Source organism: Micromonospora sp. NPDC049048, assembly GCF_043197615.1.
Taxonomy (GTDB): domain Bacteria; phylum Actinomycetota; class Actinomycetes; order Mycobacteriales; family Micromonosporaceae; genus Micromonospora.
The window spans coordinates 893483-914006 of sequence record NZ_JBICTM010000002.1 but is presented as its reverse complement, the minus strand read 5'-3'; the positions used below and the strand labels follow the sequence as shown (position 1 = coordinate 914006).

Here is a 20524-nt window from a genome sequence, read left to right as displayed (position 1 = left end):
CCCACGCCGCAGGCTAGCGGCGGGCGAGCATCCGGCTGCCGGTGAGCATCAGGGCCGCGGCCAGCAGCATCGCGACGGCGGCCACGATCCACATCGTCCGGTAGCCGGCGTGCGCGGCCACGGTACCGAGGCCGAGCGGGCCGAGGCAGCCGCCCGCGTACACCCCGGTCTGGGTGACCGAGGTGGCGGCGGCCGGGGCCTGCGGGTGCAGCCGGACCACCGCGAAGGTCATCAGGCCCGGCCACGCCCAGCCCAGGCCGAAGCCGAGCAGCACGCCGGCCACCAGCGGCACCGGCCCCGGGGCGGCCAGCAACCCCAGCCCGGCCGCGCCGACCACGAGCATGCCGGCGATGACGGCGACGTGCCCGGTGGCACGTCGGTCCGCCAGCCAGCCGACGGTGATCCGGGCGGCCACGCAGACCGCGCTGCCCAGGGTCAGGGTCAGCCCGGCCAGCCCGGGTGACAGCCCCCGGCCGGCCGAGGAGTCGACGACGAAGGTGCCGAGCGCGTTCGCGGCGGCGGCGGCGAAGGTCGCGGCGGCCCCGACCACCACCAGGGCCGCGGTGGCGCGGCCGGCGCGGGTGGGCGCGGCCGTCCGGGTGGGGCGCGGCTCCCGTGCGGGTACGGCCGGCAGCGTCGCCAGGGCCGCGCCGGCAGCCGCCACGAACGCCCAGCGCCAGCCGGCCGTGAGCGCCACGGTGGGCACCGCCGCCCCGGCCAGCAGGGCGGCGGCGGGGATGGCGGCCTGCTTCACCCCGAACGACAGTCCCTGCCGGCGGGCCGGCACGTGCCGGGCGAGGGCGGCGTTGCTGGAGATCTGGCCGAGAGCGTTGGCGGTGCCGGCGAGCGCGAGCAGCCCGAGCAGGACCGGGTACGAATGTGCCACCCCCGCCACGGCCAGCAGGCAGGCGGCGGAGAGCAGGATGCCGGCGCGGGCCACCACGGCGGGCCCGTAACGCTCCGCGAGGACGCCGGATGGCACGGAGGCCAGCGCGCCCACGCCGAAGTACGCCGCCACGGCCAGGCCCAGGCCGGCCGGGGAGAAATCCAGTTCCTCGCTCATCTGCACGGCGAGGCCGCCCAGCAGGAAGACCGGCAGGACGCAGGCGATGGTGACGGCGACCGCCCCGGCCACGGCGCGGCCGGGTCGGGTCGGGGTGTTGCCCGGGGCCGGCTGTAGTTCGATGTCGGTCATGGTCCGGTAAACCTACGCGAGGGGCGTTTGCGTCACGGAACGTGCCTGTCGAGGTACGCGGCGTTGATGACGATCTGGCATCCTCCACCCGTACAGGCATTTCGCACCCGGCCTGTTTTTCATATGGTGTAAGTCCCCGGCGGCGGAGGTGGTTGTGCGCGACCCCTTGGCGGAACCTTCGGACCTGATCCGGAGCGTGTCTCGCGCGCTACGAGTGCTCGAGTCGGTCGGTCGCGCCCCGAAGGGGCTCACCGTCAAGCAGATCGCCCGGCGCTGCGAGCTGACCGTGGCGACGACCTACCACCTGGTCCGCACCCTCGCCTACGAGGGCTACGTGATCCGGCGCGAGGACGGCACGTACATCGTGGGCCTGGAGGTGGCCGACCGCTACCGCGAGCTGGTGACCGCGTTCCGGGGGCCGCCGGCCGTCGGGGAGAGCCTGCGCCGGGCGGCCGTGGACACCGGCTACAGCCACTACCTCGGCCGGTTCGTGGGCGGCCAGGTGGCGGTCACGGCCATGGCCGAGGGGCCGCGCTCGCCGTACCTCGAGGATCTGATGCCCGGGTTCGACGAGGGGGCGCACGCGACCGCCCTCGGCAAGGCGCTGCTCGCCACGCTGACCGCCGAGCAGCGCCTCCGCTACCTGCGCGACTACGGCATGCGCCCGTTCACCTCCGCGACCCTGACGACCGCCGAGGCGTTCGAGGTCGACCTGGCCGCCGGGGACCGGCGGGGCATGCAGCTGGAGCTGGGGCAGTTCCGGCAGGGCGTCGCCTGCGCGGCGGTGCTGGTCAGCCCCGACAAGGACATGGAGCGTCGGGTGGTGCTGGCCTGCGCGCTGCCGGCCGGCGAGATGATGACCTCCGCCCGCGCGGTCCGGGCGAAGCTGCTGACGATGGCCCGGACGATCGCCGAGAACCTGGTCGCCGAGCACTGATCCCGACGGACCGCCCGGAGACGGGTCAGCTGCCGATCGGGCCACCGTCCAGGCGCCAGGCGACCACCACGCCCGGCTTGGCGTAGTCGCCGTCCGGCCAGTTCGAGGCCGGCTTCTCGACCGACGCCCCGCTCAGCTCGCCCGGGTGCTGCACCGCCACGAAGACCGAGCGGTTGTCGCCGGTGATGAAGGGGCCGCAGGCCTCCGCGCCCACCGGCACGGTGAGGAACTGCTTCAGGTGGCCCCGCTCCGGCCCCTCGACGGCCGTGGCGAAGAGGCCGTCGTTGCTGCCCAGCGCGTTGCCGTCCGTGGAGATCCAGAGGTTCCCGGTGGCGTCGAACGCCACGTTGTCCGGGCAGGAGATCGGGGAGACCTTCGACTTGTCGTAGCCGGCGAAGAAGGTCGACGGGTCGGCCGGGTCACCGGCGACGATCGGCAGCGACCAGGCGAACGTCTCGCCCGCGTTGTCGCCACGATCCTCGACCAGCTCCAGCACCTGACCGTGCTTGTTGAGGTCGCGCGGGTTGGCCTCGTCGGCGGCCGGCCTGCCGGCCTTCCCCCGGTCGGTGTTGTTGGTCAGCGCCACGTACACCTTGCCGGTGAGCAGGCTCGGCTCGACGTCCTCCGGGCGGTCCATCTTGGTCGCCCCGACCTTGTCGCCGGCCAGCCGGGTGAAGGTGAGCACGTCGGCGGCGGTCATGCCGTCGACGTACGAGCGGTTGCCGCTGACCAGCCTGATCCACCGGCCCCGGCCGTCGAACGCGCCGTCGGACGGGAGCCGGCCGGAACCGTCGATCTCACCGGCGCTGGTCCCGTCGAGCCTGGCGACGTAGAGGGTGCCCGACTCCAGCAGGGTCAGGTTGTGCCGGCGGGCGACCCAGGAGCCGCCCTTCATGAACTTCTTGTCGGAGACGAACTTGTAGAGGTAGTCGAAGCGCTCGTCGTCGCCCATGTACGCGACCACGTGTCCGCTCTTCGCCACGATGACGTTCGCGCCCTCGTGCTTGAACCTGCCCAGCGCGGTGTGCTTGCGCGGCCGGCTCTCCGGGTCGTACGGGTCGATCTCCACGATCCAGCCGAACCGGTTGGCCTCGTTCGGGTGCTTCGCCAGGTCGAACCGCTCGTCGGCGCGCTCCCACCGGCGGCTGCCGCCCGGGTACCGGGCCGTGGTGGTGATGCCGTACCGGGCCAGCTTCGGCCTGGCCTCCTCGGCCACCGCGTCGCCGCCCACGAAGTACTGGTTGAAGTTCTCCTCGCCGGAGAGCACCGTGCCCCACGGGGTCACCCCGCCGGCGCAGTTGTTCAGCGTGCCCACGACCGTACGGCCCTTCGGGTCGGCGGCGGTCCGCAGGTGCGCCGAGCCGGCGGCGGGCCCGGTCAGCTCGAACTTCGTGGCCAGCGCCGTCACCCGACGGTTGTACGGCCGCCGGCCCTTGGTGACCGGCCGCCACCGCCCGGTGCCGTCCACCCGCTCCAGTTCCACGACGGACATGCCGTGCGCGGCCATCGCGATCCGGAGCTGCTCGACGGTCAGCGCGTCCTGGCTGGTGAAGCCGGGGAACATGAGGTCCTCGTTGGTGTACTCGTGGTTGACCACGAGCAGCGCGCGCCGGCGCCCGTCCAGCGGCAGCACCCCGACGAAGTCGTTGTTGTAGCCGAACTGCCCGGCCTGGGCGGCGGCGGTCTGGGCGTGCAGGTCGAACTCGGGGGCGCCCGGCACGACCGGGTCACCCCAGCGCATGACGACCGCGTGGTCGTACCCGTTGGGTACGACGAGGCTGTCCAGGGTGTTCGGCGGGACGGGCCTGAACGTCAGCGCGCCGTTGCCGACGCCGCCGGCGGGACGGTCGAAGCCGGCGGCCCCGGGGACCACCGGAGTGGCGGGGGCCGCCGCGGCGGGGGCCGCACCGGTCACCGCACCGCCGAAGCCGAGGACCAGCGCGCCGACCGCGCCGGCACGGACCACGCCCCGCCGGGACACCGCCGCGTTCACCACGTCGCCGAAGTACGCGTTGTCGGAGGTGTTCGGCACCGGGTGGTCACACGCGTTGCCGCACCGGTAGAGACAGGTCATCGGGTCGCGGCTGCCGTGGCGGGGGGCGCCCAGCAACGGCAGCAGCCGGGGACGGTCGCTCATGGAAGAGCCTCCTGAGGGGTCGGTGCACGCCGAACCAGCCGCTGGCGTGCGTACCCGCCGGACGCTAGGAGGGCGCGGTGAGCCACCGTCGGCGGCGGCGTGAACCGGGCGTGAACACCTCGGCCGGGAAGCCCCCGGTGAGCTGCGGCTGAACCGAACGCCCCGGCGGCACGTATGTCCGGGCGAACGCCACCGCCGGACTCGCGCCGACAGCGAGGAGACCGCCATCAGCGATCACGACGCACACCTGCTCCGCGCGCTGCACGACGAGCACGCGGAGGCGCTGTACGCGCACGCCCTGCGGCTGGTAAACGGCGACCGGCAGCGGGCCGAGGACCTGGTGCAGGAGACGCTGCTGCGGGCCTGGCGGCATCCGGAGTCGCTCGACCCGACACGCGGCTCGGTGCGGTCCTGGCTCTTCACCACCGCCCGCAACCTGGCCATCGACGCCTGGCGGCGGCGCTCCGCCCGGGTCGGCGAGGTCTTCACCGACGAGGTGCCCGAGCCTGCCGTGGCCGTGGACGAGGCGGAACGCGCGGTGGAGGCGTGGACCGTCGCCGAGGCCCTGAACCGGCTCAGCCCCACCCACCGTGAGGTGCTCGTCGAATGCTTCTACCAGGGAAGGTCGGTGGCGGAGGCGGCCTCCCGGCTGGGCGTACCGCCCGGCACGGTCAAGTCCCGCACCCACTACGCCCTGCGCTCACTGCGGTTGGTCCTGGCCGAGATGGGGATGACGGAATGACCCCGTGCGAGTTCGCGCACGACGACGGCGCGTACGTGCTGGGTGCGTTGGCCCCCGCCGAACGGGTGGCCTACGAGCGGCACCTCGCCGGCTGCGCCGCCTGCCGCCGGGCGGTCGCCGAGATCGCCGCCCTGCCCGGGCTGCTCGGCCGGCTCGACCCGGCCGCGCTGGAGCACCTCCTGCCGCCACCGGAGAACCCCCGGGTGCCCGAACTGCTCGCCGCCGCGCGGGAGCGCCGCCGCCGCGAGCGGTCCGCCACCCGCCGCCGGTACGCCCTCACCGCGCTCGTGGCCGCCGCGCTGGCCCTGGTCGTCGGCGTCGGCGCCGCCGCCCTGCTGCCCCGGGAGGCGGCCGACCCGTCGCTGCCGGTCGAGGTGCGGATGGTCGCCATGCAGCCGGTCGCCGGCACGGTGCCGGTGCACGCCGAGATCGCCCTGCGCGGCACCGAGTGGGGCACCGAGGTGAGGATGCGCTGCGGGTACGACGCGAAGACCGGCTACGCCAAGGCGTACGCCTTCCGGCTGGTGGCGCACGGCCCGGGCGGCGCGACGGAACAGGTCGCCTCGTGGCTCGCCGCTCCCGGCGACGACGTGCGGATCACCGGCGCGACCCGGTTCACCGACGCGGAACTGGTCCGGCTGGAGTTGCTCCGCGCCGACGGCACCCCCGTCCTCGCCTACGACGTCCCCTGACCGGACCGCAGGCCGGTCAGGGGGTCGTGGCGACCGTCTCGGTCTGGCGGGCGAGGCGGGTGGCGGCGCGGGTGTGGCGGGAGTGCCGCACGGCGTCGATGGTGAAGACGATCAGCGCTACCCAGACCAGGGCGAAGCCGGCGAGCCGGGCCGGCGGCATCGGCTCGTGGAAGATCAGCACCCCGCAGCCGAGCTGGAGGACCGGGGCGAGGTACTGGATCATGCCGAGACCGGTGAGCGGGAGCCGGTTCGCCGCACCGGCGAAGAGCAGCAGCGGGATCGCGGTCGCCGCCCCGGCCAGCACCAGCAGCACGCTGTGCCAGACCGACACCTGCCCGAAGGTCCCGTCACCACTCGCGGTGAGCCACCCCAGGTACGCCAGCGCGGGCAGCGCCAGCGCCGCCGACTCGACGAAGAGGCCCTCCGCGGCGGGCAGCCCGAGCCGCTTCTTGACGAAGCCGTACCCGGCGAAGCTGAACGCCAGGACCAGTGCCAGGTAGGGCAGCCTGCCGTAGTCGACGGTCAGCACGGCCACCGCCAGGGCGCAGATGCCGAGGGCCAGCCACTGCGTGGGGCGCAGCCGCTCGCGCAGCACGGTGACGCCCAGCAGCACCACCACCAGCGGGTTGATGAAGTAGCCGAGGGCGGTCTCCACCACCCGGTCGGAGTTCACGCCGTAGATGTAGGTGCCCCAGTTCACCGCGATCAGCGCGGCGGCGATGCCGATGCCGGCCAGCGCCCGGGGCCGGCGCGCCAGCGCCCGCAGGAAACCGATGTTGCGCATCGCCGCCAGCAGCAGGGCGACGAACACCACCGACCAGACGATGCGGTGGGCCAGGACCTCCATCGGCCCCGCCGGGCGCAGCAGCCGCAGGTAGAGCGGGAAGAACCCCCAGAGCAGGTACGCGACGAAGCCGTAGAGGTATCCGAGGCGGAGTGGCGTCACGCCCCCACCGTAAGGGCCGAATGGCCGCCCGGTTCCTCGCCGGTGACCTGGCTCACCTGCTGATTGCGCTGGTCAATCTGCATCCAGCGGTCCGGATCGGTCATCCGGGCGAACCCGACCTTCGCGTACACGCCCTGGGCGTCGGCGGTGGCCAGCAGGATCCGGTACACGCCCAGGTCGGCGAGGTGGTCACGGACCGCCCCGGCCAGCCAGGTGCCCAGCCCCCGGCCGCGCTCTCCCGGGTCGACGTAGACGTCGCAGAGCCAGGCGAAGGTGGCCCGGTCGGTGACCACCCGCGCGACGGCGACCTGCCGGCCGTCACCCGGGCGGTAGACGCCGAACGGCACCGACCCGGCGAAGGCCCTCGCCACCGTCTCCCGGTCCCGCCCGATCGCCCAGTACGCGTCCGTGGAGAGCCAGCGGTGCACCACGTCCAGGTCGATCCGGTCCGGGTCGGTGCAGATCAGGTAGCCGTCGTCACGGGTCAGGGTGAACATGCCGCGATGCTAGGCGGTGCGCGGGCCCGTCGTGCGGACGGTGGCCGTGCGGGCCGGCGGGCGCAGGCGACATGACCCGTCGGGTCCTCCGGCAGCGGACACCGTTGCGGGGGCGCGGGCCCTCTGGCAGAACCGGCATCACCGGCGGCCTCGTCCCGTTCGAGGAGACGCACGCACTTCGATCTAGAGGAACTTCGATGAAATGAGTAACGTCATGCATCGATGTACTGAAACTTATCGTCATGTAGCGGCATTGATGGAGGGTGTATGACCAGAACCCGGATGCTGACCCTGCTCGCAGGTCTCCTCTCCGCGACGCTCGCCGTACTCGGGCTGGCCAACCCGGCGCAGGCCGCCGGTCACCACTACGTGGCGCTCGGCGACTCGTACGCCTCGGGCGTCGGTGCCGGTAGCTACACGGCGGAGAGCGGCAGCTGCAAACGCAGCACCAAGGCGTTCTCCGCCCTCTGGGCGGCAGCCAACGCGCCGGCCTCCTACAAGTCGGTGGCCTGCGGAGGCGCGAAGACGACCGACGTGATCAACTCGCAGATCGCCGCGCTCAGCGCGCAGACCACCCTGGTCAGCATCACCATCGGCGGCAACGACGCCGGGTTCGGCACCATCATGAGCACCTGCGCCCTGCAGGGCTCGAGTGCCTGCATCGCCGCCGTGGACGCGGCCCAGGTGCAGGCCCGGGCGAACCTCCCCGGCCTGCTCGACCGCGCGTACGCCGCGATCCGCAGCAAGGCCCCGAACGCGAAGGTCGTGGTGCTCAGTTACCCGGTCTTCTACCAGCTCGGCACGGTCTGCGTCGGGATCGGCGAGGCGGCCCGCGCGAAGGTCAACGAGGGCATCAACCTGGCCGACAGCCTGATCGCCGCCGCCGCGGCCCGCGCCGGGTTCGTCTTCGCCGACGTACGCGGCATCTTCGTGGGGCACCAGATCTGCAGCGGCAACAAGTGGATCCACGCCGTGGACTTCCTGAACCTGTCGAACTCGTACCACCCCATGGCGACCGGGCAGGCCAACGGCTACCTTCCGGTGTTCACCCAGGCGGTCGGCCAGTCCGCCACCGCCAAGAAGGCCAGCGCCAAGGTGTAGCCCGCTTCTCGCCTCCGCCGGCATCCGTCGGCGGAGGCGAGGCGCGAGCGGTCCTCGTCCGGGGCGCGGCGCCTGCCCGGATCTCCGGACAGGGCAGCGCCCCGGCGGGCGGCAAGCAGCACCGGGGCGGTCAGTCGCGGTCGAGGGCGGCGCCGAGGATCCAGGTGACGATGCCGACGAGGAGCGCGCCGAGCACGGCCTCCGGCCAGAAGCCGTCGACGTGGAAGGGCAGCCCGGCCTGGTCGGCGATCCAGCTGGTGAGCAGGAACAGCAGCCCGTTGACCACCAGCGCGATCAACCCCAGCGTCAGCAGGTAGAAGCCGCAGCCGACGGTCTTGATGATCGGCTGGAGCACCGCGTTGACCACGCCGAAGATCACCGCGACGAGGACCAGCGTGACGACCGCCTCACCGGCGGACGCGGTGCCCAGCGTGATGCCCGGGATGAGCAACGTGGCCAGCCAGAAGGCCAGCGCCGTGCTGCCCAGCCGGATCAACAGCCCTTTGAGGAAACCCATGGCCGGGATCGTGCCACGGACGGACAAACCACGGAAGCCTTGAGATCGCGGCCGGCTCAGCGGCGGGAGGGACGGCCGACCAGCTGCGACTCGATCGGGGTGGGGGAGAGCAACGCCCAGCGCAACGCCCGCCGGTTGACCACCGCGACCATGTCGTCGCGGATCCGGGTCAGCCACTCCGCCGATCCGCCGAGCCCCAGCGCGCCACCCGCCACAACGGCCTCGGCCGGATCGAGCGGTTGCAGCACCGCCAGGTCGGCGCGGCCCAGCGCGTCGGCGTCGGCGGCGGTCAGCTCGTCGCGCACCAGCAGGGTGGTCCGCCAGGGGGCTCCCGGCTCAGCCTCGGCGGGGGCCGGACCGGCGTCGACCACCACCAGCAGCGGGCGCAGCGGCGAACCGGGCTCGCCCACCGGACGGCCGAGCGGCACCACCGGGATCATCCCGCCGGGGGTGCCGACGCCCCGGACGAACGGCTCCCAGGCGCGTGGCCGTGCGGTCTGCACCACCACCCGGGCCCCGAGAGCCATGGCGCGTACCACCGTGAGCTGCGCCGCGCGTACTCCGCCGACCAGCATCACCCGGGTGCTCTCCGGCCGGAACAGCCGGACGGTCACCGCGCCGCCGTGCCGGTTGGTGCCGACCATCAGCCCCGACTCCCCGAGGGGCAGCTCCAGGTCGGCGGGCGCCGGACCAGGACCCGTCGCGCCCGCCGCGAGCGGCAGCGTGTCGGCCAACCCGTCGAGCTGCGCCCCGTCGAGCCGATGCACCTCGCCGCCCACCTCGGAGACCAGCCGGCGCAGCGCCTGCGCCGCCGTCGAGAGCTCCGTCGGGGTGGCGGCGGCCAGTCGTACGGTCAGCTCGGTCGGTGCCGACGCGGGGTCGGCGCCGGCCCACGGCCCGACGGCGAGCGAGACGGTGGTCGCCGTCGCGGGCAGCGCGAGCAGCCGGGGCACCAGCCGCCGACCGGCATCGGTACGCCCGTCGGGCCAGCGGCGCAGCCGGAACGTCGTCTGGAGCAGGTCGCCCGCCCGGACCGCCTGCCAGGACTCCTGCGCCGGATGGTCGTCGTGGTGGGCCAGCTCCGCCAGCACCCGCAGCGTCGCGTGCTCGCCGAGCGCCCGGACGGTGACGGGCCCGAGCCGCCGGACGATCCGGCGCACCGTTCCGGCGAGCGCCCGGCGCAGTTCCTCCGCCGTCCAGCCCTCGGCCCGGAGCACCCGCACGGCGAGCACGGCCCGTTCCCGGCCGGCGAGTCGCCCGTCGGTGAGCTGCCGGTACGAGGTGCCGACCGTGCCGCCACCCGCGCCGACGGTCGGCGCCGGTGAGCCCGTCAGCAGGAGCTGGAGCCGGACCGGGGGGCCGTCCGGCGCGGCGGCCGGCAGCAGCGTCGCCGGGACGGGCAGCGCGCGGGGCGCGTCGCCGAGCAGGTCGGCCGGGTCGCCGATCTCCAGCACGGCCACCATGCCGGCGGCGTCGTCCAGCACGGCGGCCGGCGTGCCGGCCAGTTCGGCGGGCCGGACGACCGCGCCCGGGTCGACCAGGCCCAGCAGGGCCGCCGGACCGGCGGCGGGCGGCAGGGCGCGGCGGCGCGTGGCGTAGCCCAGCCCGGTGGCCAGCCACTCGAAGACCCACCGCCCCCGCAGCCGTACCCACGCCAGGGGCAGCAGCAGCGCGGCCACCGCGACGGCGGCCAACGTCGCCAGCAGGCCCCGGCCGGTGGCCGCGACCACGGCGGCCAGCGCCACCTGCGTGGCGACCACCTGACCGGCCCGGACACCGGCGCCGCCCCGGCGGGCGGCCGGGATCCACGGCGCCGTCGGGACGAGCGGAGTCGCCGGCCCGCCCGCCACGGTGCCGGCCGGGCCGGGCCAGCCGGTCGGGCCCGGTGATGCGGGGACCGGAGCGGCATCGTCGTCCCGGCCGCCGCGTCGGCCCGGTGGTACCGGGGCGGTCGGGCCCGGAGCGCCGCCCGGTGTCGACCGGTGCCCGCCCACGCCGGTGGTCACCGTCACCGCGCCTCCTCGACCGGTCACTCGCCGCGACATCGACGCCGCCCATCGTAAGGTGCCCACCGGTCGGGGCGGGGCCCGTGCCCGTCCACAGGGGATCGTCACGGGGTAGCAGAACCGCGACCGTGCCGCTACCGTCAGCGACGAGTTTCGCTGACCCCGCGCCCGCCGTGTTCGACGTCCGGGCGGCGCGAGCGGCGCACCCGGTGAGCGGGCGCGCCGACGGCCAGCCACGACCGATGAGACGAGGTGACGTCCCGGGTGTCCCAGACCCAGGCAGAGGCAGCGGTGATGCAGCAGACCGCCGCGAAGTTCGAGCAGGTCGACCAGTCCCTGCAGTCCATGCTGAGCAGCCTGATGGCCGAGTTGGAGGTGTTGCAGCAGGCCTGGCGCGGTGCCGGCGGGCGCTCGTTCAGCCAGGTCAAGCAGCAGTGGGCACAGGACCAGGCGGCGCTGCAGCGGGCGCTGCGGGAGACCGCCGGTGCCATCCGCACGGCCGGCCAGCACTACGACGTCTCGGACGCCGAGGCCGCCAGCCGCGTGTCCACCACCAACCGCGGCGGCATCCAGCTGCCGCTCTGACCCGGTCTCGGGGGAGGAGACATTCGATGGACCACGGTGTACTGGTCGTCAACTTCGCCGCCCTGCAACAGGCGAGCGCTGACATCCAGAAGGCGCTGAACGCGCTCGACTCGCAGCTCGGGCAGCTCGAGCGGGACGCCGCCCCGCTCGTAACGAGCTGGTCGGGTGAGGCCCGCCAGGCCTACGAACAGCGGCAGGGCCGCTGGCGTTCGGCCTCGCAGGACCTCCAGGCCATGCTGCGCGACATCAAGCTCGCGGTGGACGACTCCGCCACCGACTACCTCGACACGGAGAAGAAGAACGTCGGCCTGTTCCAGTGAGTCCCGCCCGATGGTGGCGTCGACCGTGTCCCGGTCGGCGCCACCACCGGCCGTTGGGGACCGGTCGGGTCAGGCGGGGCCGGCCGGGCGCCAGCGTCGGCGGGCACCGTGCGGCACGACGAGCGCCAGCAACAACGCCAGGGCCACCACCGCGCCGCTGGCCCCCGCCACGAGCAGCGCCCGGTCCCGGGCCGCCTCCCGGCGGGCCCGCTGCGCCACCACCGCCGGTTCGGCCCGGTCGTCCGCGAGCGCGGTGACCTGACGCGCCCGCTGCGGCGTCCCGCCCCCGGTCTCGGTGACCGCGCGGTACGGGTTCAGCACCCCCGCGCCGTACCCGCCGCCCCGACCGTCGCCCGGGGCCGGATCGGCGGTCGCCACGATCCGCTGCGCCACCTGCGCCGCGGTCAGCTCCGGCCGGTACTGGCGCAGCAGCGCGGCGGTGGCCGCCACGAAGGGCGCCGCGTAGCTGGTCCCCTCGGCCCGGTGGTGGCCCTGACCGGGGGCGGCCATCAGCACGTCGCCGCCGGGGGCCACCAGGTCGACGTACGAGCCGGTCTGGGAGAACGGGGCCCGCATCCCGTCCGCCCCGATCGCGCCCACCCCGAGCACCCCGTCGTACGCGGCCGGGTAGGGCCGGGGATCGCCGGCCTCGTGCAGGTTCCCGGCGGCGGCCACCACGACGACGTCCCGGTCGACGGCGTAGCCGATCGCGGCCCGCACCGCCGGGTCGTCCGCGTACAGGACGACGGAGAGGTTGAGCACGTCGGCGTCGTGGTCGACGGCCCAGCGGATGGCGCGGGCGAAGTCCTCGGCGCTGACCGTACGCCCCGACTCGCGCCCCTCGACCACCTGCTGCTCGCTGACCCGTACCGGCAGGATCCGGGCGCTCGGGGCGAGGCCACGGAACGCCACCCCGTCGCGGGGGACGGCGGCGACGATGCTCGCCACGCCCGTACCGTGCCCGGCGCAGTCGCGGCTGCCGTCTCCGCCGGGCTCCAGCAGGTCGGTGCCGTCGAGCACCCGGCCGGCCAGCTGCGGGTGCCGGCGGTCCACACCCGAGTCGATCACCGCCACCGTCACCCCGGCGCCGGTGGCGAGCGGTGCCAGCCGCTCCGGGGCGTACCGCTGCTGCGGCCACGGCCGCGCGGACACGGGGCGGACCGGGGCGGGCGGTGCGGCGCAGCCGGGCGCCGCACGCGCGGCGACGGACCGGCCGGCCGGCACCGGGCCGGCGCTGCGCCCGTCCGGGCGGGTGGCGACCGTCGGGGCGGACGGGTCGCCGGCGGCTGCGGGAAGGGCCGGATCGGCGGCCGGGACGGTGGTCAGCAACACCGTCGTGAGAGCGGCGAAGAACGGGCGCGTGCGGGACCGGGACATCGACCGCCTCCGTATCGTGTCGACTCCGGAACGGGATGTTAACGCTTCTTGTGGCACCCGGCGCACCGCCGCCGGCCAGCGATTGTGATCTTGTTTCTACCTTGTAGGTTGTACGCGATACCTATGGCCTGTGCGCGGGAGGAGGGGTGGCCGTGACCGAGTGGGAGCCGGCCACCGACGCCGAAGCGGCGATGCGGGACGCGCTGCGCGCCAACGATCAACAGCTCTACTTCCGCGTCCTGGCTCGGACCGAACTACTGCTGCCGGTCTCCGCCGAGGCGCTCGCGGGGACGGCGCCGGTGGGCTGGGGCACCTGGACCACGGGTGGCCGTACGCACGTGTTGGCGTTCACCTCCGGGGCGGCCGTGCGCGCCTGCCTGGGGGAGAACGGCGGCACCGTCCGACGCGTCCCGTACGCCGATCTGGCCGACAGTTGGCCCAACCACGAGTGGTGGCTGGCGGTGAATCCCGGCCTGCCCATCGAGGGCTACCTGCCCGCGTGGTTCGTCGCCCAGCTCTCCCGGGGCGACGTCCGGCTGCCCGGCCGCACCATGGGTGCGCGCGCCCGGCTGGAACGGGTGGAGACGGCCGCGCGGGCGCGGGCCCAGGCGGCGGCCCACGACACGCCGGGCGGGTCGATTGCCGGTGTGCCCCGGCCCGAGCCCACGGCCGCGCCGACCACCGGCCGGGTCCCCGCGTCGGTCTGGCCCGCCGCGCCGGCGGAGCCGGCCCGCCCGCCCGCCCCGCCGACCTTTCCGGCGGACCATCTCGACCCACGCCGTGGTGCCCCGACGGCCGGCGGACCGGCGCGGTTCGACGCCGCGACGGCACCCGACCGGCCCCCGCCGCCGCGCCCCGCGCCGCTCACCGAGCGCCCCAGGGGCCTGCCGCCGCCCGACGCGCCGTCGACCAACGGCCGCCCGGCCGGGGAGACGCCCGAGCGGCCGAACCGGTCGTTCTTCGAGCCGGCCTCCGGCCGCGCCGCCGCCTCCCGGCAGGAGGCGCTGCGCTCGGGCGAGCGGGCGGCTCCGCCGCCCCGCCTCACGCCCGGCAGCCAGCCCTTTCCCCGCCGCCGGCCGCTCTCGGAGCCGGTGCCGGAGGACCCCACCCGCCCGATCCCGAGCGCCCCGACCGGTGCTGAGCCGACGCAGGCCTTCATGGCACCCGGCGGTGAGCCGACCCGGGCCTTCACGGTGCCCGGTGCTGAGCCGACGCAGGCCTTCACGGTGCCCGGCGGCGAGGCGACCCGGGCCTTCACGGTGCCGGGGGCCGAGCCGACCCAGGCCATCACGGTGCCGGGGGCCGAGGCCACGCAGGTGTTGCCGCCGCGCGGACCCGACGAGGAGGCCACCCGGGATCTCCGGGCCCCCGCCCCGGAGACCGGCCCACCACCGGCGTACGGCGTGCGGCGCCCGGAGCCGACCGAGGACGTGACGCAGAAACTGCCCCGCCGACAGCCCACCCCCGAACCGGTCGGGCCCGAGCCGGCGGCGGCCTCGGACGCGGAGCCGGTCTCCGCACCGCCCGCCCCCCGGCGCGGGTTCACGCCGATCGTCATCGAGGGCACGATCATCGAGTCGCGGGACCTCACGAGCCCGCCCGCGGCCGGGCCCGGCGCGGCTGCCGACGAGACCGTCTCGCTGTTCGAGCCCGTCCGACGTCGGCGGGAACCTGTGACCGCGTCCGCCGCTCCGGCCGACGCCACACCTGAGCCCGCCGCCGCGGCTCCGCCGCCGTCCGCCCCCGCGGCTGCACCGCCGTTCGCCGCCGGACCGCCGTCCGCCGATCCGCCGTCGCTCGCCGCTCCGATGGCGTCCACCGAGGCGGTGCCGCCCGCCGCCCCGTGGTCCGGTGCCGCGTCCGCCCCCGCCGCTCCGGCGTGGTCCAGCCAGGAGCCGGCCCCCGACGGTTCGTCGGCCTGGGAGGCGTCGACGACCGTACCGGTGCCGGGTGCCGGTGCCGCCCCGGAAGAGGCCGCGCCCGTGGCGCCGGCGCCCACCGGTGTCACCGAGGTCGGCGCGACCGCGGGGACGGGGACGGCGTGGCCGGTCGCGGTCGGGGAGGCGCCCGGAGCCCCCGTCGCCGACGAGCCGACGACGGGCCGTGTCGCCGGTGACGTGACGCCGGACCCCGGTCCCGCCCCGGTCGACTTCCAGCCGGCCAACGAGGTCGAGGAGAACATGCTCGACGCCGCCGGGGCCGGCAGCACCGACACGTTCCTGTCCACCCTGCTGCTGGCCCGCGTGCTGTTGCCGGTGGCGCCCGACTCCGCGCCCGGCGCCCGGCCGGGTGAGCCCGGCTTCGTCTGGCGTACGGAGGAACTGGACGGCGAGCCGTACGTCGTCGTGTACACCTCGCCGGAGCGGCTGGCTGATCACACCGACGCGCCTGTCGAGACCATCGAGGTCCGGTTCGTCCAGCTGATCCGCCGCTGGCCCGACGAGTCCTGGTCGTTCGCGGTGAACCCGGGCACTCCCGTCGGGGCGAAGCTGCCCGGGGAGCAGATCCTCGGGCTGGCCAACTGGGCGGCCGAGGTGGGGCTCGGGGACGACACCGGGGCCGAGGCCGAGCCGCCCGCCGCCGAGGAGCCGGTCAGCCGCCCCCGCTACGCCCCGCCCGCGCCCGACCCGGCGCGCCCGGTCGTCATGCAGAAGGCGGTCGCCCCCAGCCAGCTCGCGTACTACCTGGAGCGGGGCTACGACCGGGTCTCCGGCTTCGTGCACCGGGCCGGCGAGCTGGCACACCTCAACACCCCGGCCCAGCTGCACGACGCGCTCGGCCTGGCCTATCCCGACTCCCCCTTCGACAGGGACGCCGGGGAGATCTACGTGCTGCGCTGGCCCGCGCACCGGCCGAGCCTCTACCGGATCCCGTACGGGGGGCAGAACGAGGCCGCCATGCGCGCCATGGAGGGCTGGGTCATCGAGCGCCCGCCGTTTCGGGGCAACGGGTTCGCGCCGGGCGAGAGCAGCGACGTGGTGGCGGAGTTCAAGGTGGACAGCGCCCGGCTGCCACACGGCGCGCAGCTGTGGCGGATCGGCGCGGACGGCACCGAGCGGGTGGTCGCCATCCTCGACACGGACGCGCTGCGGTGGCGACAGGTCGGTGAGCAGTGATGCGCGACGGCTACGTGGCCCGCTGGCAGGGCCGGGAGTACCAGGCGAGCCCAGACGGCGACGACGTCCGGCTCTACCAGCCGGAGCCGGGCGAGGGCTTCGAGGAGATCCGTCCCGGCCGGTACGTCCGGGTGCTGCCGGCCAGCGAGATCGACGACCTGGCGTACGTGCGTACCACCTGCACCTGGCAGGGGCAGCCGTTCATCGTCCTCGGTGAGCACGACGGCTGGCTGCGGGTGGAGTACACCGGCGGGCGCTGGCCGGTGGCCCGGGCGATGGGGCTGGAGGTCTTCGACTTCGGCGTCTACCAGGGCTGGGCGCCCGCCACCGAGGTCGCCGACCTGCGCGAGAAGCGGGTCTGAGTCAGGACTTCGCCCAGCGCAGGATCTCGCCCAGCACCACGTCTGTGGCCTCCACGTGCGGGAAGTGCCCGACGCCGTCCAGCAGCCGCCACTCGTAGGGTGCCACCACGTAGCGGCCGGAACCCTGGGCGGTACGCGGCAGGGAGGCCTCGTCCAGCGCGCCGTGCAGTTGCAGGGTCGGCGTGACCAGTGGCTTCTGCATCAGCCGGACGAAGCGGTAGCCGTGCAGCCGGAGCACCGAGCGGAACGCCCAGCGGTAGCCCTCCAGGGCGCAGAACGCCGCCTGCGGGATGCGCATGGCCTCCCGGCACCGCGCCGCGTACGCCTCGAAGCCCGGCCCGCCGACCCAGCGTGGCCCGCCCCAGCGACGCAGCATCTCCTCGACGGCCGCGGCGTCGTCGCGGGTCAGCACGTGCTCGTAGCGGGGCAGCTGGAACTTCAGGGTGGGCGTGGCCGCGGCGAACTGCCCGCGCGGGTCGGCGAAGATGGCGGCCCGGAGCCGGAGCGGGTGGGGAGCGCCGAGCACCACCAGCCGGCGGACCAGGGACGGGTGGAACGACGCCACCGTCCACGCGATCATGCCGCCGACGCCGGTGCCCACCACGGTGGCGGAGCGCTCGCCGAGGGCCCGGATCAGCCCGGCGACGTCGGCGGCCAGGGTGTAGCCGTCGTACCCCCGGGGCGGCTTGTCGCTGGCGCCGTAGCCGCGCAGGTCGACCGCCACGGCCCGGAAGCCGGCGTCGGTGACCGCCGGCAGCATCTCGTGCCAGGCCCACCAGTGCTCCGGGAAGCCGTGCAGGAACAGCACCATCGGGCCGGCGCCGGCCTCCACGACGTGGAAGCGGCTGCCGTTGGCGCCCACGAACCGGTGCGTCCACGGCCCCTCGGTGAGGACGCACGACTCGTCGACGGGCCCGCCGCGCTGCTCGGTCATGACAGACAGCCTAGGACCCCCGTGCCGGCCGGCTCCGCCCCCGACCCGCGTGATGGCCGGGAGCGCTCGGGCGGGGTCGGCCGGGATCGCTCAGGCGGGGCGGGCCGGTCAGCAGACAAGGGCTGGTTCCCGCGACGCTTCCCGGCTCCCGGCTCCCGGCTCCCGGGTTCCGGCTCCCGGGTGCCGGGGCCGCACGCGGCTGGAGTGTGGAAAGGGCGATGCCCGGGCAGGTCACCTGCCCGGGCATCGTGTGTTGCTGGTGGTGCGGGATCAGCGGATCAGGAGATGCGGATCTTGGTGTAGACGCCGTCCTTCTCCAGGACCTTGATCTTGGTGCCGGTGGCCGGGAGCTTGACGCCGTGGTTCGGCAGCTCCGGGTACCAGTACTGCTTGGTGTCGTCGAACAGCGGCTCCGCAGCCTGGCCACGGATGTACTGCGGCTGGCTGTTGAGGTGCAGCGTGAACGAGTCGGCCTTCTTCAGGCTGAACGGCGCGTCGTAGACCTGGACGCGGGCCCGCCACGGCTGGCCGGTCAGGTTGTAGATCGGCCGCGGGTGCGCGTCGATGATCAGGTTGCGACCCTCACCCGGGTGCGCGAACGTGTCGTTGTCCGCCCAGCGGGTGTTCCAGTAGGAGATCAGCAGACCCTCCTGGTACGCGTAGTGGTCCACGTAGTCCGGGCGGGTGTTCGCGTAGCCGAAGAAGTACGGGCCGGTCTTCAGGTACTTGTCGTACGAGATGTACTGCCGGGTGCCCGCGATGTAGTAGTTGTCGTACAGCTTGGTGTAGGTCTCCTCGGCGACCGAGAAGCCACCGGCGAGCGTCCAGCCCGCGGCACCGGTCTCGGCACCGTCGGAGAGGACGGTCTGACCGTCGGCGGTCACGGTGATCGCGTCACCGTAGAAGCCGCCCGCGGAGAGACCACCGTCGGTCTGGTAGCGCAGCCGGAACTGCGCGACCTTGCCCGCAGCCACGTCCAGGGGGATGACGATGTCGGCCCACTGGTCGTCGGTGCTGCCGTCGAGCGCGTAGCGCCCGGCCGAGATCTCCTTCAGCGGCTGGCCGTTGGCCGTGCCGGGCAGGGTCACCCAGGACTGGCCGCCGTCCAGCGACGCCTCGAAGAACAGGTAGTCGTAGTCTTCCTCGATGTTGTAGCGGCCCTTCATCGACAGCGACGCCGACGACTTCCCGGTGAGGTCCAGGGTCCGGGTCATCGTGCTGTTCAGGTCGTCCTGGTTGCCGGTGAAGAACTGCTTGGTGCCCTCGAACGGCTTGCCGTTCTCGAACGTGTACTCCCGCTTCGGGAGCACCACGACGACGCCCTGGGCCTCGTCGCTGTTGTACTCCTGCGGACCGAGGGTCATGGTCCGCTTCTGCCCCGCGACGACCACCTCGTAGTCGAGCCAGCCGAGCTGGAGCTTGTTCCACGCGCCGAGGTCGCCGCCCCGGTCGCCGATGCCGCCGTCGTTCTTGGCACCGAGCCGGCTCTGGGCCATCAGGGTCCAGTGCTCGTTGTTGTTGTCCCCACCACTGGTGACGTTGTAGTCGTCCGGCAGGCCCAGGTCGTGGGCGTACTCGTGGTAGAAGACGCTCCGGCCACCGTTCTCCGGCTGGATGGTGTAGTCGCCGATCCAGAGGCCGGTGTTGCCGATCTGGGTGCCGCCGAGCGGGTTGCCCACCGGGCCGGTCGAGCCCTGGTCGGACGCGTAGGCGTACCAGCGGTGGCTCCAGATGGCGTCCTCGCCCTGGTGCGGGTCACCGTCGGCCTCGTCGCCACCGGAGTGGACGATCTGGAAGTGGTCGATGTAGCCGTCCGGCTCGTTGAAGTTGCCGTCCGAGTCGTGGTCGTACCGGTCCCACTGGTCCATCGCCGACAGGTCGGCGGCGATCTGGGCGTCGGTGCGGCCCGCGGCCTTCTGGTCGGCGACCCACTGGTTCGCGGCGTCGCGGACCAGCGCCCAGGTGTTGGTGCAGACGTTCGAGCCGCACGGGTAGCCGCCGGAGCGGCCGTAGCGGGCCTCGTTGTACTGGACCTTCACCCAGTCGGTGACGGTTCCGTCGACGCTGTAGCGGCCCGAGGACTGCGCCTCGAAGTACTGCTTGACCGACTCGTCACCGGGGTTGGTGCCGAAGTAGAGCTTGCGGAAGTAGTCCGCGTTGTAGTCGGCCTGCCACACCGTGGAGTTGTCCACCGCCCGGTTGGGCTGGGGGATCTCGTTGTGCAGCGGACCGTCGAACCGGGTCGGACCCGGGGTGTTCGGGTTCGTGTCCTGGTCCGGGTAGTTCGGGTGACGCTCGTTGCCGAACTCCGCCAGGATGACGAAGATCCGGTCCGTCTTCTCCCGGGAGAGCTCGACGTACTGGTCCTCCGTCTGGGCGGCGGCGTTGGCCCGGGTCGAACGGGCGTTGGCCCCCTCGGCCTGGGTCTTGCCGACCTTGACGACCGTGCTGCCGTTGATCTTCTGCGGCTTGACGCGGCCCGAGAGGACGTCGCTCAGGCCCTCCTGGCGCAGGGCGCGCCGCTTCTCCTCCAGCGGGTTCGGCAGGTCGTGGTCGACATGGGCTGGCTCGGCGACCGACGGAGCGGCCGTCGGCAACTTCGGCTGCGGCGCGGCGCTGGCGGACGATCCGAACGCCAGTCCTGTCGCCGTCAGCGAAAGCCCGAGCAGACCCACTGCGACTTTGCGCACGTGGTACCTCCGGTTTGAGGGAACCGACCCAACGGGGGTACGGGTCGGTGAGACCGATCCCACTAGTGGGACCAATGGTGAACATAGACACTGATGTGACCGGTGGGAAGATGCGTGCGTCGATTTGTTGCAAAGTTTTGTTGGGAACGCTTTTCACCGTCACATCCCGGCCCCTCGCCAGCACGGTGAGCTGCGCGGACGACCGCCCCTAGGCAGGAAAGAGACGGTTTTCGATAGGCGTGATCGCCGGCGGGAAATGTGTGCCGGGCCACCATCCCCGCCCGTCCCGCTGGTGCTCCAACACACTTCGTGGCCACCGCCCGAGCGCGGGTACGCAGGGCGGGGCCCGCCCGGAGAGCAGCGTGCTCCC

General features: G+C 73.9%; 17 protein-coding genes. 8 read left to right on the top strand and 9 right to left on the bottom strand.

What is annotated here, in order from left to right:
• Positions 1 to 13: 13 nt before the first annotated feature.
• Positions 14 to 1195 (bottom strand): MFS transporter, encoded by a 1182-nt coding sequence (locus tag ACGFIG_RS09785; RefSeq protein ID WP_393001005.1) that lies wholly within the window; start codon positions 1193 to 1195, stop codon positions 14 to 16.
• 154 nt (positions 1196 to 1349) lie between these two features.
• Between ACGFIG_RS09785 and ACGFIG_RS09780 the strand changes: the two genes are divergently transcribed.
• Entirely contained in the window at positions 1350 to 2132 is a 783-nt protein-coding gene (locus ACGFIG_RS09780) for an IclR family transcriptional regulator (protein ID WP_393001003.1), read from the top strand.
• 25 nt (positions 2133 to 2157) lie between these two features.
• Here ACGFIG_RS09780 and ACGFIG_RS09775 read toward each other — a convergent pair whose 3' ends face one another.
• A complete protein-coding gene (locus ACGFIG_RS09775; RefSeq protein ID WP_393001001.1) occupies positions 2158 to 4269 on the bottom strand; it encodes a PhoX family protein in 2112 nt (703 codons plus the stop codon).
• A 226-nt stretch (positions 4270 to 4495) separates the two neighbouring features.
• On the opposite strand from ACGFIG_RS09775, the gene ACGFIG_RS09770 reads away from it, so the two are divergent.
• Both ACGFIG_RS09770 and ACGFIG_RS09765 read left to right on the top strand, forming a co-directional pair.
• The gene (locus ACGFIG_RS09770; RefSeq protein ID WP_393001415.1) at positions 4496 to 5011 is read left to right on the top strand and encodes a sigma-70 family RNA polymerase sigma factor; all 516 of its coding nucleotides are present in this window, start codon (positions 4496 to 4498) and stop codon (positions 5009 to 5011) included.
• Positions 5008 to 5703 carry an anti-sigma factor family protein gene (locus ACGFIG_RS09765; protein WP_393000999.1) on the top strand — a complete coding sequence of 232 codons (696 nt, stop codon included), beginning with the start codon at positions 5008 to 5010 and terminating at the stop codon, positions 5701 to 5703. The genes ACGFIG_RS09770 and ACGFIG_RS09765 overlap by 4 nt, the downstream gene beginning before the upstream one ends.
• 16 nt (positions 5704 to 5719) lie before the next feature.
• Here ACGFIG_RS09765 and rarD read toward each other — a convergent pair whose 3' ends face one another.
• A complete protein-coding gene (rarD, locus tag ACGFIG_RS09760) occupies positions 5720 to 6649 on the bottom strand; it encodes an EamA family transporter RarD (protein WP_393000997.1) in 930 nt (309 codons plus the stop codon).
• Positions 6646 to 7146 carry a GNAT family N-acetyltransferase gene (locus tag ACGFIG_RS09755; protein WP_393000995.1) on the bottom strand — a complete coding sequence of 167 codons (501 nt, stop codon included), beginning with the start codon at positions 7144 to 7146 and terminating at the stop codon, positions 6646 to 6648. The genes rarD and ACGFIG_RS09755 overlap by 4 nt, the downstream gene beginning before the upstream one ends.
• A gap of 267 nt (positions 7147 to 7413) precedes the next feature.
• On the opposite strand from ACGFIG_RS09755, the gene ACGFIG_RS09750 reads away from it, so the two are divergent.
• Positions 7414 to 8247: an SGNH/GDSL hydrolase family protein gene (locus tag ACGFIG_RS09750; protein ID WP_393000993.1), complete on the top strand. Its 834-nt coding sequence runs from the start codon at positions 7414 to 7416 to the stop codon at positions 8245 to 8247.
• A gap of 130 nt (positions 8248 to 8377) precedes the next feature.
• On the opposite strand, the gene ACGFIG_RS09745 is transcribed toward ACGFIG_RS09750, so the two are convergent.
• Together ACGFIG_RS09745 and eccE are read right to left on the bottom strand one after the other, a co-directional pair.
• Positions 8378 to 8764 (bottom strand): phage holin family protein, encoded by a 387-nt coding sequence (locus tag ACGFIG_RS09745; protein WP_393000991.1) that lies wholly within the window; start codon positions 8762 to 8764, stop codon positions 8378 to 8380.
• A gap of 56 nt (positions 8765 to 8820) precedes the next feature.
• A complete protein-coding gene (gene eccE / locus ACGFIG_RS09740; RefSeq protein ID WP_393001413.1) occupies positions 8821 to 10614 on the bottom strand; it encodes a type VII secretion protein EccE in 1794 nt (597 codons plus the stop codon).
• A 420-nt stretch (positions 10615 to 11034) separates the two neighbouring features.
• Between eccE and ACGFIG_RS09735 the strand changes: the two genes are divergently transcribed.
• Positions 11035 to 11355 carry a WXG100 family type VII secretion target gene (locus ACGFIG_RS09735; protein WP_393000989.1) on the top strand — a complete coding sequence of 107 codons (321 nt, stop codon included), beginning with the start codon at positions 11035 to 11037 and terminating at the stop codon, positions 11353 to 11355.
• 26 nt (positions 11356 to 11381) lie between these two features.
• Positions 11382 to 11675, top strand: a complete 294-nt coding sequence (locus ACGFIG_RS09730) for a WXG100 family type VII secretion target (protein WP_393000987.1) — start codon at positions 11382 to 11384, stop codon at positions 11673 to 11675.
• A 69-nt stretch (positions 11676 to 11744) separates the two neighbouring features.
• On the opposite strand, the gene mycP is transcribed toward ACGFIG_RS09730, so the two are convergent.
• Positions 11745 to 13052, bottom strand: coding sequence for a type VII secretion-associated serine protease mycosin (gene mycP / locus ACGFIG_RS09725; RefSeq protein ID WP_393000985.1), 1308 nt, complete (start codon positions 13050 to 13052; stop codon positions 11745 to 11747).
• A 152-nt stretch (positions 13053 to 13204) separates the two neighbouring features.
• On the opposite strand from mycP, the gene ACGFIG_RS09720 reads away from it, so the two are divergent.
• Both ACGFIG_RS09720 and ACGFIG_RS09715 read left to right on the top strand, forming a co-directional pair.
• Positions 13205 to 16168 (top strand): SseB family protein, encoded by a 2964-nt coding sequence (locus ACGFIG_RS09720; protein WP_393000983.1) that lies wholly within the window; start codon positions 13205 to 13207, stop codon positions 16166 to 16168.
• Positions 16165 to 16530, top strand: coding sequence for a hypothetical protein (locus tag ACGFIG_RS09715; protein ID WP_393000981.1), 366 nt, complete (start codon positions 16165 to 16167; stop codon positions 16528 to 16530). Before ACGFIG_RS09720 ends, ACGFIG_RS09715 begins: the two co-directional genes overlap by 4 nt.
• Before the next feature lies 1 nt (position 16531).
• Here ACGFIG_RS09715 and ACGFIG_RS09710 read toward each other — a convergent pair whose 3' ends face one another.
• A complete protein-coding gene (locus ACGFIG_RS09710) occupies positions 16532 to 17464 on the bottom strand; it encodes an alpha/beta fold hydrolase (RefSeq protein WP_393000979.1) in 933 nt (310 codons plus the stop codon).
• A 278-nt stretch (positions 17465 to 17742) separates the two neighbouring features.
• Positions 17743 to 20139: an immune inhibitor A domain-containing protein gene (locus tag ACGFIG_RS09705; RefSeq protein WP_393001411.1), complete on the bottom strand. Its 2397-nt coding sequence runs from the start codon at positions 20137 to 20139 to the stop codon at positions 17743 to 17745.
• Between the last annotated feature and the right edge of the window lie 385 nt (positions 20140 to 20524).